General features: G+C 46.5%; 13 protein-coding genes and 1 other annotated feature. Of the genes, 10 read left to right on the top strand and 3 right to left on the bottom strand.

Annotation, left to right across the window (positions count from 1 at the left end):
• Positions 1-23: 23 nt before the first annotated feature.
• The 3 genes from KNO75_RS12565 to KNO75_RS12575 all read right to left on the bottom strand — a co-directional run bounded on the left by KNO75_RS12565 (position 24) and on the right by KNO75_RS12575 (position 5,581).
• The gene (locus KNO75_RS12565) at positions 24-2,783 is read right to left on the bottom strand and encodes an SH3 domain-containing protein (RefSeq protein ID WP_214822123.1); all 2,760 of its coding nucleotides are present in this window, start codon (positions 2,781-2,783) and stop codon (positions 24-26) included.
• Between the two features lie 189 nt (positions 2,784-2,972).
• Positions 2,973-3,881: an alpha/beta fold hydrolase gene (locus KNO75_RS12570; protein ID WP_214822130.1), complete on the bottom strand. Its 909-nt coding sequence runs from the start codon at positions 3,879-3,881 to the stop codon at positions 2,973-2,975.
• 14 nt (positions 3,882-3,895) lie between these two features.
• Positions 3,896-5,581, bottom strand: coding sequence for a formate--tetrahydrofolate ligase (locus KNO75_RS12575; RefSeq protein ID WP_214790634.1), 1,686 nt, complete (start codon positions 5,579-5,581; stop codon positions 3,896-3,898).
• Positions 5,582-5,822: 241 nt separating this feature from the next.
• Between KNO75_RS12575 and KNO75_RS12580 the strand changes: the two genes are divergently transcribed.
• From KNO75_RS12580 to KNO75_RS12625, 10 genes are all read left to right on the top strand, one after another.
• The gene (locus tag KNO75_RS12580) at positions 5,823-6,728 is read left to right on the top strand and encodes a carbohydrate ABC transporter permease (RefSeq protein ID WP_483298010.1); all 906 of its coding nucleotides are present in this window, start codon (positions 5,823-5,825) and stop codon (positions 6,726-6,728) included.
• An 80-nt stretch (positions 6,729-6,808) separates the two neighbouring features.
• Positions 6,809-7,627 carry a carbohydrate ABC transporter permease gene (locus KNO75_RS12585; protein ID WP_214796468.1) on the top strand — a complete coding sequence of 273 codons (819 nt, stop codon included), beginning with the start codon at positions 6,809-6,811 and terminating at the stop codon, positions 7,625-7,627.
• Between the two features lie 106 nt (positions 7,628-7,733).
• Positions 7,734-7,974 (top strand) — a binding site (T-box leader).
• Between the two features lie 69 nt (positions 7,975-8,043).
• Complete coding sequence (gene asnA, locus KNO75_RS12590; protein WP_214822131.1) at positions 8,044-9,024, top strand: aspartate--ammonia ligase; 981 nt, start codon at positions 8,044-8,046, stop codon at positions 9,022-9,024.
• A 162-nt stretch (positions 9,025-9,186) separates the two neighbouring features.
• Positions 9,187-10,479: an ABC transporter substrate-binding protein gene (locus KNO75_RS12595; protein ID WP_214822132.1), complete on the top strand. Its 1,293-nt coding sequence runs from the start codon at positions 9,187-9,189 to the stop codon at positions 10,477-10,479.
• A gap of 146 nt (positions 10,480-10,625) precedes the next feature.
• On the top strand, positions 10,626-11,810 hold the full coding sequence (locus KNO75_RS12600; RefSeq protein ID WP_214822136.1) for a NosD domain-containing protein: 1,185 nt from the start codon (positions 10,626-10,628) through the stop codon (positions 11,808-11,810).
• The gene (locus KNO75_RS12605; RefSeq protein WP_214822137.1) at positions 11,797-12,363 is read left to right on the top strand and encodes a nitrous oxide reductase accessory protein NosL; all 567 of its coding nucleotides are present in this window, start codon (positions 11,797-11,799) and stop codon (positions 12,361-12,363) included. Before KNO75_RS12600 ends, KNO75_RS12605 begins: the two co-directional genes overlap by 14 nt.
• Positions 12,364-12,366: 3 nt before the next feature.
• Entirely contained in the window at positions 12,367-13,158 is a 792-nt protein-coding gene (locus KNO75_RS12610) for a hypothetical protein (protein ID WP_214822139.1), read from the top strand.
• A complete protein-coding gene (locus KNO75_RS12615) occupies positions 13,155-13,874 on the top strand; it encodes an ABC transporter ATP-binding protein (RefSeq protein WP_214822141.1) in 720 nt (239 codons plus the stop codon). The genes KNO75_RS12610 and KNO75_RS12615 overlap by 4 nt, the downstream gene beginning before the upstream one ends.
• Positions 13,875-13,937: 63 nt before the next feature.
• Positions 13,938-15,398, top strand: coding sequence for an MDR family MFS transporter (locus KNO75_RS12620; protein WP_214822143.1), 1,461 nt, complete (start codon positions 13,938-13,940; stop codon positions 15,396-15,398).
• 38 nt (positions 15,399-15,436) lie between these two features.
• A complete protein-coding gene (locus KNO75_RS12625) occupies positions 15,437-16,537 on the top strand; it encodes a PQQ-dependent sugar dehydrogenase (RefSeq protein ID WP_214822146.1) in 1,101 nt (366 codons plus the stop codon).
• Positions 16,538-16,622 lie beyond the last annotated feature (85 nt).

The following is a 16,622-nucleotide window of genomic DNA, read 5'->3' on the forward strand; positions in this document are numbered from 1 at the left end:
TCATAGGCGCGTGTCTCATTTTTTTATTGATATTTTGGAACATCGAAATTGAGTGTATAGGCATCAAGCGATTGATAGACGTCATAGATCTGTCTCGTTTGAATATCTGCCCAAGCAATATTCGTTGCGTATTGATGCGTACCTGGAGAATCAGGGTTATAACGCATCTTATAAAGTGTGTTTTGTTTGTAAGTTGGGTGATTAATGTAGCTAGAACCAATCCAGTAGGCTCCGCCAATCACGGCTGCTTCAGGCGTGAACCATTTCTGTTCAAACGCATATTTGGCTCCACTTCCGAGTGGATTGCTGTCGAAGGCCTGAATGCCATACATATTGTATACAGTAGCAGCTACAGGCCGCTCCGGATAAATGCGGTCACCATTTGAGTTAATCAAGGCGTTTCCATCTTTATCAACGGGTACACCAGACGCTAGTTTTGAGGTACCGTTACCCGTTTCGTGAAGTGCATGCGAAAGCAAATAAACTTCGTTGATATTATACTGACTACCGGCAGTTACGAACGCTTGACCTAAGCCACTAAGTGTACCTTTCGACAGGAGTAGCTTATTGAGTGTTGTCGCTGTCGTTCCGGCACTCTTCGATAAATCTAAGAATTGGTAGAACGAGCGTGAATTCGGATCGATGCCAGTCGGGTCAACATATGTCAACACTTCGTCGACTGATGCACGACGCCAAATGTTGTCAAACACTCGAAGGTTGTGCCCCGATGGCCGTTTGTAAGAAACAGTGTAGTAAGTGCCTGTCTGTCCAGTGATGGTTACTTTTTCGCCTGGGTTGATTTGACCGTATGGATGAGATGTAAGGCTTGGTTGGCTTAAAATGTTGGCCTTACCGACGACGGAACTCAATGTGATATAACCCGTGGCTGTACCGTATTTGACTTTATACCAAGAAGAAGAAGCGCGTTCTACATATTGAACTGTTGCACCTTTCGGAACTGTTGACACTGTCATAGAAGTTGATGAAGCAGACGATTTTAAAGCAGCACCTACGTTTGAGATGACGGTCATATCCTGATTGACGATTGTACCCACGTTATCAGTGACACTGACCCAAGCTCTTGGCAAATAAGCTTTTTCGTAGCGATGGAAATCTGTCAAGGCGATTTGATTATATTGACGCTCTGCCATGTCGCGAACAGACATCGGATAGTTCGTATAGAAAACGTTCTTGATGACACCGCTTCCTGGTGGCGTTGTCGTGACAGGGATTGCGTAATCCATGTGAATATAGTTTCCGCTATACGTACCGTTCGTCAATAATCCCCAATCTGAACCGATGATCGGTTTCACACTGACAATCGTCCCGGTGTTCAACGTTCCAGCAAGGTTGTCTGACTGGACGGCAGGGGTAGAGCGTACGTTTAACGTACTGCCACCTTCTACATAGATCCGGTACTCGGCTTCTGGACCGTATTGTTCTGTTGGCGTCGTTGTTGGCGGCGTTAATGCAAAGTCACGCGCTGCAACATAACCAGTCGTGTTGTTGTAACGGACTTGATACCATGAACCGGTCGCTCCAAATTTCGCAAATTGATCAACTTTAGCTCCTTTTGGAATAGTCTGTAGCACCGTTTTTGAACTAGACATCGAAGAATATAACTTCGTATCTTGTTGAGCGTAATAAGGTGTCACCACTTGTGTGAATTTCTCAGAGAGATCACGCGTCGGGACATATCCTGTCGTAGACTGATAGGTCACTTTAGACCATGATCCAGTCGCGCCATGAGTAGAAAGTTGAGACACCGCTGTACCAGGTGTTAACGTACGAATGGCTTTCTTACTTGACGACATAGAGTTGTAAAGTGTCGTTTGATTGCTAATGTACATCGGTTTAGGTGCAGTCAGCGATTGTAGGTCGCGCATAGCTACATAGCCAGTGATTCCGTTATAAGAAATCTTACCCCACGAATTTGTCGCGCCATATGTGGATTGAAGACTGACTTTCGCTCCTTTAGGGAGAGTCGTCAATACACGAGAAGTCGTTGTGATTGATGCATATACTTTTGTTGAATCAGTTGTCATATGTGTCGGGTTCACTTGAGGCGTCACACTACCACCCTCGTATGCAGAAAAGTATTTTTGAGCGACGTAACCAATTTTCCCGTTATAAGAAACTTTGTACCAAGATCCTGTCGCGCCATGTGTCGAAATATAGTCCACGACTGCATCTTTAGGAACTACCGTTAAAATAGCAGAAGAAGTCGTCATTTCTGCTCTCAAGTTGACGTTCATTTCTGCGACATATTGTTTTGCAGATGCCTGCTCAACAAAATATTTTTGAGCAACATAACCTGTTTTTCCGTTATAAGAAACTTTGTACCACGAACCCGTCGCCCCATGCGTCGATATGTAAGTGATGGTCGCACCTTTCGGAATGGCGCTCACGACCGAGGAAGAAGTCGTCATCGAGGAATACATATTTGTCGCTTCCTTAGCAGTGTAAAGGGCAGTAGTAGTGGAAGTTGAAGATTTAGAAATGGACGTATTGACGGTCAAATATTCAGAAGAGACATATCGTTTTTGACCTTCAAATTCGATTTGTGCCCAATCATTATTCGATGAATAAACGTTTACTGTTGTTCCTTCAGTTAGCTTTCCAACAATCGAAGAAGTCGTAGACGAGTCAGAACGGACATTTAAAATCTCTGTGTTGACGGTTCCTTCATATGTTGCTGCGTATGATGGAGCGGGAGCCAATCCACTAAATAATGAAGTGGAAATAAGAACAGCTGCACTCAATCGTGTAAAGTTTGATTTCAAAGTCTATTTACTCCTTTCACCAAACGATTGGTCATCGATTGATGTAGATAATTTTCACTATGCGGTCTAAGTATAACGTACTTAAATTTTGATAAGAAGGTTATCTTTTAAAAAAGAGGTGAATCATTGAAGTTATTTGTATGAAATTTGGAAAAAATAAAAACTCCTTCAAAAAGGAGTTTGAACCATTTACTGGATTTTGTTTTGCTTCATCCACATCAGTATGTCCGACCATACTTGTTCCCGGTCCGCTTCACGCAAAATTTCATGTCTGGCATCGTCATATGTCGCAATGGAAAGTTCGACGTCCGCCTTACGATATTTTTCGATGATCCCGTTCAATCCTTCCCCATCATGTATGACAGGGTCGTCCATCCCAGCGACAAACAACACCGGGAGAGACTTCGGATGTTCATGAATGCGCGCAGAGGTTGTGACATCAAGGGAGGCCCGGGTTACTTCGTGTAAAAAGCCGAGTGAGGGGAGGCCTCCGCAATTCGAATCATCTAAATACGAGTCGACTTCTTCGGGAACGCTTGAAAGCCAGTCACTATCCGTTCGAGCAGGTAAAAATTTAAGATTGTAGCGCCCGAACAAAAGGCGTTCAAATAAACGGGATTGATGTGTAGCGCCTTTTCGTTTCATAGCAGTAGCGATCAAACGATGTCCGACTTCACCCGCAACCCCGGGATGTGGGGGAGGGGCGACGACAATCACACCAGCCAAGGCGTGTCCCATAGTTTGACCGAGTCGACGAACAAGAAGAGAACCGAAACTATGACCTAACACATACGTAGGGCGATCATCCTCATAACGGTTGATCAAGTACTGAGCATCATCGACGAGTTGCTGAAACCCATCGCCAGGAGCGAGGTGCCCGTATGTCTGTTGGTCGTGGGCGCTTGATCCCGCTCCTCGTAAGTCACATATGAATACATCATATCCATTTTCTGTTAGAAAGTGAGCGAATTCAATATATCTTTCATGGTGTTCAAGCATCCCGTGAAAGATGAATATTTTTCCAATGGACTGCTCTGATCGAATTTCCATCACTTCTGTTTGATATCCGTCTGGATACGTCAACTCCGAAAGAACCATGTGTCATCCTCCTATTAGAAAAGTCCGATTGCTTTTCCAGATTCATCAATGCCCATATTGAGAGCGGCTGGATGTTTCGGTAAGCCTGGCATCGTTAAAACGTTTCCTGTGAGAGCAACGAGGAAACCTGCTCCTACTGATGGTTTTAATTCGCGGACCGTGATGGTGAATCCTTGTTGATAACCGAACTTGGAAGGATCGTCTGATAGAGAAAACGGTGTCTTCGCCATACAGATTGGTAAGTCTGCCCAGCCTTTCTGTTGAATCTCAAGCATTTGTTTTTTGGCTTTTGCGGTGAACGTGACATCAGCCGCTCCATATACTTCCCGGGCAATCGTTTTAATTTTTTGTTCGATCGAATCGGTTAACTCGTAAAGTGGCGATAACTTACTTTCGTTTGATTCAACCGCATCAATGACGGCTTCAGCGAGCTGTTGGCCGCCCATTCCACCATTTGCCCACACTTCACTTAACGAAGCGCGAATATCGTGCGCTTTGCACCAGTCAAGTACTGTCGCAATCTCTTCTTCAGTATCTGAATTGAATCGATTTAAGGCCACGACGGTTGGGAGACCTAGCTTTTTCATCGTATCGATATGTTTCGCGAGCAATTTCATTCCCTTACCAACTGCACCGACATTCTCGATGTGAAGTTGATCTTTTGATACGCCGCCATGCATCTTCAGAGCACGAACGGTCGCAACAAGCACAACCGCATCTGGATTTAACTCTCCCACTCGAGACTTGATGTGACAGAACTTTTCAGCTCCGAGGTCGGCGCCGAAGCCTGCTTCCGTCACGACATATTCACCAAGTTTCAAAGCTGTTTTTGTTGCAATGAGCGAGTTACAGCCGTGGGCGATATTCGCAAACGGTCCACCATGGACGAGGGCAGGAGTTTGTTCGATTGTCTGGACTAAGTTCGGCTTGAACGCTTCTTTCAAAAGCAATGTTGCCGCTCCGGCCGCACCGATTTGCTCAGCAGTAATTGGTTCCTGTTGGTGGTCGTAGGCAACGACAATTCTTTTAATCCGATCTTCAAGATCCTTTAAGGAGTCAGCGAGGCAAAGAATTGCCATAATTTCAGATGCAACGGTAATGTCGAAACCTTCTTCGCGCGGTACGCCGTGAGCAGCACCTCCGAGACCGACGGTGACGTGGCGGAGAGCACGGTCGTTCAAATCAAGGACGCGCTTCCAGACGATACGGCGGACATCGATGCCAAGGTCATTTCCTTGGTGAAGATGATTGTCGATCATAGCACTGATTGTATTATGGGCTGACGTAATAGCATGCATGTCTCCCGTGAAATGGAGGTTGATGTCTTCCATCGGGAGGACTTGGCTGAAACCACCGCCAGCAGCTCCACCTTTCAAGCCCATCGTCGGTCCGAGTGACGGTTCGCGAAGACAGACGATTGCCTGCTTATTCAACTGGTTCAAGGCTTGGCCGAGTCCGACCGTAACCGTTGATTTGCCTTCTCCAGCTGGCGTCGGATTGATGGCTGTGACGAGTACAAGTTTTCCATCTTGTTTTGTCTTCACACGATCAAGGACATCGTAAGAAAGTTTGGCTTTGTATTTTCCGTAAAGGTCAAGATCGTCTTCTTGTAGTCCGATTTTTGCTGCGATCTCTTTGATGGGCAATGTTTTAGCTTGTTGCGCGATCGTTAGATCAGATAATGGTTTCGTTGTTGTCATGAGAAAGTACCTCCATTTTCGAACGATGTGTTTTATATATCAATTAATATTCGGATTTGACGTTTTAAAGGACGGAACGAATCAATTGACGTACAGTCCGTTCGTATTGTCATTGATTTTATCATAACTCATCAGAGCGTGAAATTCATTCATTCCGTTCAATATTTTCCACCCTTTCCGTCAAATGTATCCGTTTTCATAAAAGGTTCTTCACGATACATTGATAGTGGAGGCGATACACATGAAAGAAACTTCGAAACGGATGAAACGAAGACGAAATTGGAAGAAGCCAGCGAGTTTCATAGCATTTGTCGGACCAGCTTTTCTAGCGTTCGTCGCTATCGTTCTCATCCCGTTTTTTAACGGAATCTACTATAGCTTCACGGATTGGAACGGTGTGACAGGAGAATTGAATTTTGTCGGATTTGACAACTATCAACGTTTATTCCTTGAAGATGAGCAGTTCCGAGCTTCATTTTGGATTACGACCAAATACACGATTGTATCGGTCTTACTGACAAACATCGTCGGATTCTCATTGGCCTTGTTATTAACGATGAATATTAAGACACGAAATTTCTTACGGACGATATTCTTCATGCCAAACTTGATTGGTGGATTAATCCTCGGGTTTATTTGGCAGTTCATTTATGTGAAAGGTTTCGCCTCAATCGGGGCGTTGACGGGTTGGAGTCTGTTTGAATTACCATGGCTCGGAGATGCGCAAACAGCATTCTGGGGAATCGTCATTGTCGCGATCTGGCAAGGTGGCGGGTATGTCATGGTCATCTACATCGCAGCGTTACAAAATGTGCCGACCGACTTGATGGAGGCGGCGCGGATTGACGGGGCAAATCGCTTCAAAATGCTACGTCACATCACGTTGCCAATGATCATGCCATCGATCACGATTTGTTTGTTCTTGACGATTTCCTGGTCATTCAAAGTGTTCGATACGAACTTGTCACTCACGAACGGCGGACCGTTCAAATCAACGGAAATGTTGGCGTTAAATATTTACACGGAATCCTTCGTCAATAACAACTATGGTCTCGGGTCAGCGAAAGCGGTCATCTTCTTCTTGGTCGTAGCTGCGATTACGGTGACGCAAGTGTATGTGACGAAGAAACGGGAGGTGGAAGCATGACCACTGAGAAATTGGAACATGTCGAGAGAGGCTTAGAGAAGACACCGAAGCGCGCCCCGCAGCGTCCACTGCGCTCAGGAATGTATTCTTGGAATCTTGGAGTCATTGAACTTGTCGCCATCTTACTCGGACTTCTCTATTTGGTCCCGTTCTATTACGTCGTCGCCAACTCGTTCAAATCGATGGCTGAAATCTTTACGAATACATCGGCGTTACCGAATGAATGGTTGACGTCGAACTATACAGAAGCGTGGGAAGCGATGAATTATGGGCGTGTGTTTCTAAACTCACTTCTCATTACGGTCGGTGCGAATGCCATCATCGTCATCTTCACATCGATGGCAGCATGGAAACTTGTTCGAACGAAGCACTGGATTTCCACCTTGATCTTCTTCTTATTCGTGGCAGCGATGGTCATTCCATTTCAATCCATCATGATTCCACTCGTGAAAGTCTCGAGCATTCTCGGGTTACTCAATAGTCACTGGGGACTGATGGTCATGTATCTCGGATTTGGTTCTGGAATCTCTGTGTTCCTGTATCACGGATTCATGAAATCGATCCCTGAAGAGATTGAAGAGGCGGCAATCATTGATGGCTGTTCGACATGGGGTGTATTTTGGCGCATCGTCTTCCCATTACTTAAGCCAATCACGGTGACGATTGTCATCTTGAATAGTCTATGGATTTGGAACGACTTCTTATTGCCATCGCTTGTTCTCCGTGACGTCGAATTACGGACGATTCCGCTCGCGACGTTCTATTTCTTTGGACAGTACACGAAGCAATGGGATCTTGCGTTAGCTGGTTTAGTGCTAGGAATCGTTCCGCTTCTGGTCTTTTTCTTTGGTATGCAAAAACATATCATCAAGGGGATCACAAGTGGCTCGATTAAATAACCCTCCCAAGGGAATCCTCCGTTCGCTACACGGAGGATTAATTTTTTTTTGAAAAAAGTCGTTGACATTAATCTGAATATTTATAATAATGAACTCAATTCAATTGTGAACGACGTCGAAAGGACGAGTACACGAAGGTAGTGAGTCAAGCGATCCGGGGGTGGTGTGAGCCCGGTCTTAACCCTTCGTCGAAAAACTTCCTGGAGTCGCTACCCGAACGCTTTGCCAGTAGACGTAGCCGGACCGCTCCCCGTTATCGGAGTTACGAGATGATTGTCTCGAAAAAGTGAGTAGATTCGTCTACTAATTTGGGTGGCACCGCGGAACCGAAGTCTTCCGTCCCATGTTCGATGGGAATGGAGGGCTTTTTTTCATGGCTTCATTTTCAAATATTCCACAATTGGAGGAAACGGAAAATGACAACAGCAACAAGCACGATGAAGGAAAGACAGCAGACAATCGCAGCAGTAAAGGCACTCTTCGAGGAGAAAGTCTCACGTGAACTCGGACTCACTCAAGTACAGGCACCGTTATTCGTTGAATCGGCAAGTGGGGTCAACGACCATCTAAACGGAGTAGAGCGAATCATTCAGTTCGATACGATGTATCCGGGCCATGAGCTCGAGATTGTACAATCGCTTGCGAAATGGAAACGTGAGGCACTCGGACGTTATGGATTCGGTGTCGGGGAAGGTTTGTATACTCAAATGCGGGCCATTCGCCGTGATGAAGAACTTGATGCGACACATTCGCTCTTCGTCGACCAGTGGGACTGGGAACGAGTCATCGCTCGGGAAGAGCGAACGATGGAGTATTTAAAAGCAACGGTCGAGTCGATTTATGCGGCACTCCGTGAAACAGAGTCGGCAGTGGAAAAAACGTATGGCATTGAAGCGATTCTTCCCGAAGCAATCCATTTCATCACGAGTCAAGAGTTGGAGGACACGTATCCGACGTTGACACCGAAAGAGCGTGAGAGTGCAATCTGTAAAGAATATGGCGCTGTCTTTATCTCGCAAATCGGAGATCTTCTCGCTTCTGGCATGAAACACGATGGCCGTGCAGCAGACTATGATGACTGGTCGCTCAACGGTGATATCCTCGTCTGGCATCCAATACTCGAATCGGCATTTGAATTATCGTCGATGGGAATCCGGGTAGATGAAACGGCTCTTGATGCGCAGTTGAAAAAAGCAGACGCTGATGAGAAGCGGGCATACCCGTTCCACCAAGGTGTTCTCGAAGGGACACTCCCGTTAACAATCGGTGGGGGCATCGGTCAATCCCGCGTGGCGATGTATCTCTTGCGTGCGCGTCATATCGGAGAGGTGCAAACGTCGGTCTGGCCGCAAGAAGTGATTCAGTCGTGCGAAGAAGCTGGCATCAGCTTGTTGTAATATAATAAGAAGAAACACGGAACAGGACTCAACAAGATGAGTCCTGTTTTTTCTGTGCAACATTTTCCACCCTATCCGTCAAATTTGACACCTACATAGTGGAAGCGTTTTCATTTAAAGTTGATTTTGTAAAGAATGGATGAGTTTAAGGGAGGAAATGAGATGAAACGGAAGTGGAAATTGTCAACAGCGGTCATGACGGCTGGAATGGTCCTAACACTTACGGCTTGTGGCGGAGGATCACTCACGGATGAAGGTTCTTCTGAAGGAAATGCGGACAGTGGCGACAAGAAAGACGTCACGTTGAACGTCTTCCAATTCAAAGCGGAGATTGCGAAAGATCTTGAAGCGATGGCAAAAGAGTACGAAGAAGAAACAGGTGTGAAAGTCACCGTTCAAACAGTTGGTGGCGGTGCGGACTATGGTGCGGCCCTCAAATCACAATTCGCTTCAGGCAACGAACCAGACATTTTCAACAACGGTGGCTTCACAGAAGCGCAGACGTGGAAAGACAAACTCGAAGACTTATCGAGCGAGAAGTGGGTCGGTGATTTGACGGAAGTTGCTAAAGAACCGATGACGATGGATGGTAAATTATACGGAATGCCGATGAACCTCGAAGGGTACGGATTCATCTATAATAAAGAACTATTTGAAAAAGCGGGTATCAAAGAGTTGCCGAAAACGCTCTCTGAACTGACAGATGCTGCTGAAAAACTTGAGAAGGCAGGCATCACACCATTCTCTGTCGGTTATGCAGAGTTCTGGATTTTAGGAATCCACTTGTTGAACATTCCGATGGCGCAACAAGACGATCCGGACGCGTTCATTCAAGCACTTAATGAAAATAAAGCGAAATTTGAAGACAACGAACAGTTCCAAGAGTTTTTGAAGCTATTTGATTTAACAATTAAATACGGGAATAAGAACCCGTTGACGACAGACTACAATACACAAGTCACACAGTTCGCCCAAGGAGAGACAGCGATGCTCCAACAAGGGAACTGGGCGCAACAGATGATTCTCGATGTGAATCCGGATATGGAGATGGGCTTCGTTCCAATCCCGATCAACGACGATGCGGAGAAGATGGACCGCCTTCCGGTCGGTGTCCCGAACAACTGGGTCGTCAACAAAAACTCGAAGTATAAGGAAGAAGCAAAAGATTTCTTAGAGTGGATGGCGACGTCTGATACTGGAAAAGACTATATGGTCAACAAGTTTAAATTTATCCCTGCATTCAAGTCGATTGAAGCGAACGACCTCGGACCGCTCGCAGATGATATCTTGGCGTATTCGAATGAAGGGAAGACCATCTCATGGAACTGGTTCAAGTATCCAGATGGTGCGGTGAATGAATACGGTGCGCTTATGCAGGCATACGTGGGTGGACAAAAAACAGGTGAAGAGATGCTTCAAGACTTCACGAAAGTATGGCAAGACAAAGTGAAATAAGCGAGACACAGACGGTGAAACGACCCCTTCGCCGTCTGTGTTTTTTTTATGAAGAAACTGTCACAAGAATCCCATATAAACCACACACATACCTATGGGGGTTTCAGTAAAATGGGGGATGTAAGCGGTTGAGAGAAGGAGGGGGCATGAAACGATTATTAGTCAGTATTCTGTTTATGTGTTGGATGCCTTATGTGAATGCGGAAGAAACACGGACTCCATTGACTGAACCAATCGTCATCGAATCAAACGAAGTGTTCGATGGGGATGGAGAAATGTATACGAGTTGTGGACATCCTGCGTTCATTCTTCGGGGGACGGGTGCTGTTCTTGAACATGTATCGGTTCAACAGTGTGAGGGCGACGATGTCCCAGCCGTTCAAGTATCAGGTCTCGGACATCAACTAATCGATGTATCCATTGAGTCCTCGGGAACTGGACTATTGATTGAGAATAGTTACGGCGTGCGGGTCATTCGAACATCGATTCAAGGGAACGGACAGGCGGATGGAATCGTACTTCTTAACAGCGAAGCATCAGAACTCAAAGGAGTCGTCGCGAAAGAAGTGCGAGATGGGATATACATAGAAAACGGGTCTAGGCACAAGATTGTTCGACCAATCGTTTCGCATTCCCGTTACGGCATTCACTTGATGTTTCCGACCGATGTTGTGATTTCGGTACCTGAACTACATCATAACCTGACAGGTGCGATGATTATGGGGACCGATCGAGTCACTTTTCAAAATGGGAATGTACACGACCAATTTGGCGGAACGGCGACGGGGCTGATGTTATATGAAGCTGTCGACACAATCATCGAGATGACGCATATTTACGGAAATCATATCGGTTTATATGCAGAACAGTCAGAAGGGACAATCCTTGAACGGAATGCAATCAACGGCAACGATATTGGCTTTCAATTGAAGCAAGCAAGCGGGATGATGATTCTTCAAAACAATCTATTGGGGAATCGAGAACCTGTGACGGTGTTCAAGTCATCGGAAAACGTGGTGCAAGGAAATGTTTGGGGTGGTACGACACTTGATCTGAATCGTGACGGCTATAGTGAGATTCCATTCCGGACCGATCCATATTTGTTCTTATTGACGGATTCATATGAAGCATTCGAGTTGTTGTACGGGTCACCGGGGCTTCTTCTATTAGAAAACATATTACGAAGCCCGGAAGACGTATCGTTGACGGACGGATCACCACAAACTGATTCGGCGATCTGGCATTGGAACGGGTCAATCTGGAGCGTAGGGAGTATCTTTTTACTCATCATCATTTGGATATTTGGGAGGAAACGACATGAAATCGTATAAACAAGTAGCAGGACTATTATCAGTAGCAGGATTATCTTTAGCGCTTGGTGCATGTTCAAGTGCATCGGCAGAACCGTTTGATATCAAATGGGGCGAAACTGAATGTGAAGTGTGTAAGATGAAGATCATGGATGAACAGTTTGCGGCGGAAGCGATTATGGAGAATGAAAAAGGATATGCGTTCGATGATATCGGATGTTTGATGCGTGATTGGTATCCTGAACAAAAAGAAGAAGATATTGCTGCCATGTATGTAAAAGACTTCAATACGAAAGATTGGGTCGAATTAGACGAGGCGATGTTCGTTTATGACAAAGAGTCGAAAACACCGATGGCTTACAATATTCTCTCATTCGCAAAAGAAGCAGACGCAGAAGCGTATATGGAAGAAAACGGCGGCGAGATAATGGACTTTGATCAATTGAAAGATCACACATGGGAACGCGGCGAGATGAACATGATGATGGACGGCGAAGGTTCGATGGACGGAATGGACCAAGATAGTGAGATGGACATGGAGATGGATACGGATTCGGAAGAAGAAGGGCAGTAACCGATGTCTTTATGGAGAATGGAATGGGCACGTAGCCTTCGAAAGCGAGAGAACTATGCCTTTCTCCTGACATGGGTCATCACGCTCGTTCTACTCGGGGGAATCGGACAAGCTCTGCCGGTTGCTGCGGACTATACGAATATCAGTGCGACGCTCATCACAGTGCTCGGTCTATTACTTCCGCTCTTTATCTTATTGACGACTGCGCTTCATTGGGGACAAGAGCGGGAGTCGAAGCGATTGAATTTGCTTTCGACATTCACGTATCCGAAGTGGAAGTTCATTTTCATTCGCTTCAGTTCGTTTTTGGTCACACAGGTGCTCGTTCTATTACTAGCATTCTTCATCGCGTCACTCGTAGTCGGTCAATCGTTTACAACATGGATCATTCTGTTCGCATACGCGACCGGATTAACAATTTATGCGACGGCACTCGGTACGTTGCTTGGATTGCTTGGGCGTAAGAGAATCCGAGCGATGTTGCTCGCCTTTTTGACGTGGGTCGTCCTCGTGTTATTGTGGCCGACGATTCTCGTGACAATCATTTCCTGGCTTCCTTACGGCATACAAGTGAATGGGATGATTGCCGCGCTGTTCGTGAATGGATTTGATTTGATGCGGATTTGGGCAAGTACATCAGTGTCGTCTCCCGATATTTTCGGAAGTGTCTACCTTCAGTTATTAACTTGGATGAATCAACCGGTTGGATCTGTCGTAGTCTGGGCTACCTTATTTGCGATGAGTGGTCTCTTGTTATGGCTTGCTTCGAAAATGGCTTGGAGGAAAACATCATGATTCATTGTATAGACGTAGGTAAAAAATATAGCGATACGTGGTCGCTTCATCCGATTCGTGAAGAGATTGCATCGGGGCGAATCGTTGCTTTATGCGGGAGTAACGGAGCTGGGAAGTCGACGCTTTTGAATCTGATGAACGGTACAATCGAACCAAGCACCGGGGTCATTCAGTTGAACGGCTACACGACAACAGAACGAAGGAAATACAATCAAAGCTTTGGGTATATGCCTGACGACTTTTCGTTTGATGACACATGGACGGTTGAAGAGACGTTCGCCTATTATGCGATCCTACAAGGGGCACGACCGACCCCTGAGACTCTAAAGCGGGTCGGGTTGTACGAGCATAAGCAGAAGCGCGTCACCGAACTATCCAAAGGAATGCGACAACGCCTCCTTTTGGCACAAGCACTCGTCAATGCGGCAGATATCCTACTATTAGATGAACCGACGAACGGATTGGACCCCATCTGGATGCGAATGCTTCAAGACTTACTACGCGAAGAGGCGAAACGAGGGGCGACGATTGTGTTTTCAACTCACCAATTAGATGTGGCGGCTATGTTGTCAGATGAAGTCTGGATGATGAGAGCGGGTACCATTTGTGGGAAGGTAAACGTTCATGAAGAACAAGCCGCTTACGAACGGCTAAGAGAATTCTTTTTCGAATCGCAAGATGACACTTGTCAAATGCACGTGGCTCGCACAAAATAATAGACAGTTGAAGTGGTGTTCGGAACCTTCCGACGCCACTATTTTTTTGGGGAGATGGAATGTATGAGAAAAAATGTGACGGTTGCCCTCTTGTTGGCGACCTTCTTAGCCGCGATTGAAGGGACCGTCGTATCGGTTGCGACTCCTGTAATCGCCAGTGAGTTGAACGGGGCAACGCTCGTCAGCTGGGTGTTTGCGGCCTTCTTACTATTTACGGCCGTATCGACTCCGATTTATGGGAAAGTTGCGGATTTATTCGGACGAAAACGTGTCCTCTTGTTTGGAATCGGGTTGTTCACGTTATCCTCACTCTTATGTGGGTTAGCCACGTCGATGGAACAGTTGATTGTCTTTCGGGCGTTGCAAGGTCTAGGGGCTGGTGCGGTGCTTCCGATTTCGATGACGATTATCGGTGATCTATACAAATATGAGGAACGCGGGAAGATTCAAGGGATTTTAAGTGCCGTATGGGGCGTATCGGGTGTACTCGGTCCGGTCATCGGCGGCTTTTTGGTCGAAACGTTGTCATGGCGCTACGTCTTCTTGTTGAACGTGCCATTCGCGTTACTCTCGTTCATCATGATCGTCATCTTCTATAAAGAGAAAGTCGCTGAGGCGACTGAACGGATTGACTTGAAAGGCGCTCTTTTGTTCGCGGGTGGGACGACCGCATTTCTATATGCGCTCATTACATTCAGTGAGACGAATGAATGGACGACGACCATTGTTGCCAGTGGGCTATTCAGTATCGTTTTATTAGTTGGTTTCTTCGTATCCGAACGAAAAGCGACATCTCCGTTGTTACCGTTTGAATTATTGAAGCAACCGACGATTGCTGCCATCAACGGGTCAGTCTTTTTTGCAGCATGGGTGCTCGTCTCGATGTCCGCATACATCCCGATTTGGGCACAAGCTGTGTTAGGGAAATCAGCGACAGAGGCTGGATTTATGTTGATGCCATTATCGGTCGCGTGGACGTTCACATCGATTATCGGTGGACGTACGCTTGGTGTGGCTTCTCCGAGACGGCGCGCCTTGATTGGAATGGGTTTACTGATCATCGGGACGCTCACGTTGACACTGTTATCGCAATCGAGTGAGGATGTGTGGGTATACGGTGCAGTGGCGCTAATTGGCGTCGGATTCGGATTGTCTCAACCGATGTTTATCGTTGTCCTCCAAACTGTCGTCTCATATAAACAGCGTGGAACAGCGACGGCGACCAACTCATTTTTGAGTACGGTTGGTCAAACGCTCGGCGTTGCCGTGTTTGGGGCAGTCTTTAACTTTGTCGTACTCAATGACTTTAAGAACAGCGACGCGTTATCTCAAGTTTCATTAGAAGATTTCTTCAATCAGAGCGTCACGGAGACGTTGAACGCATCTGTTCGACTGCAAGGAGAACAAATCATCGCGACCGGATTGAACAGCATCTTTATCGGGGCGATGGTCGCGGCCATCATCGCGTTCGTCATCGCGTCTCGCTTACCAGCCCGCCCACCGGAACCTTCACAACGCTCTTGAAACAAGGGTATGATGAAGAAAAAGGGAGGCGAACCGACATGAAACGTCAAATTGGGATTGTGACACTGTTGTTTCTGATGGGATGTACGCCGGAATCGACGAACGAAAGTACGGAGCCACCAACCTCAGAAGAAACGACTCGCAGTGAGTCAGAGACTGATCGTGAGACGAGTACGACGGAAGAGTCGAATCTTGAGATTGGAGAAGTGACCGCTATTGCCGAGAACTTGTCCATTCCGTGGTCACTCGCTCGGACAGAGGAGGGATGGCTCGTATCCGAACGTGGTGGCACCATCACCGTGATTGACGGTTCGGGTCGCGCAACTCGACAAGACGTGAACTTCAAGGAAAGTGTATTTGAGATTGGTGAAGGAGGGCTCCTTGGTCTTGCGTTAAGCGAAGATTTTGAATCGAGCGGAATCCTTTACGCGTATCATACGTATGGATCGTCAGGAAGAAACGTTCAAAATCGTGTGGTCGAGTTGACGTGGGATGGAGAACGCTTTGAGGAGACGGATGTCTTACTTGACGAGATTCCAGGTGCACGATTTCATAACGGAGGTCGCCTATTGCTGGACGGTGAGCATCTTTGGATAACGACGGGAGATGCGCTCGTGCCTGAACTCGCACAAGACGAATCATCATTAGCCGGAAAGATTCTACGAATCCCATTATCGGGTGAAGGTGAACCGACCGACTGGATCTACTCGCTCGGTCACCGCAATCCTCAAGGATTGAGTCAGATTGACGATGTTCTTTATGCGAGCGAACACGGGGCGAGCGGACATGACGAGGTCAACGTGATTGAAGAAGGAAACAATTATGGATGGCCCATCATTGAGGCGAATCAGGAACAAGAGGGCCTTGTCACACCGTGGTTTGAAGTAGGTGAGACGTCTTGGGCACCTTCTGGTATCGCGACAGATGAACAGTACGTCTATATGGCGACGCTTCGGAACGAGCGGCTTGTTGCCATCGACCGGGAAACGAAACAAGTAACGACGATTGTCGAAGATGTAGGTCGGATTCGTGATGTGTGGTTAGAAGATGACACCTTGTATTTTATTTCGAACAATACGGACGGACGAGGCAACCCACAGCCTCAAGACGATCAACTTTATCAAGTAACGATTCGCTAGAAACTGACGACTTTGTCAGTTTCTATTTTTTTCGTTGTTTCTTCTGGAAGGAACGGTATAATTAAACATGTATTTTGGAAAAAGA

Origin of the sequence: Exiguobacterium sp. s35, from assembly GCF_018617535.1 — a bacterium.
GTDB classification, from domain to species: domain Bacteria; phylum Bacillota; class Bacilli; order Exiguobacteriales; family Exiguobacteriaceae; genus Exiguobacterium; species Exiguobacterium aestuarii.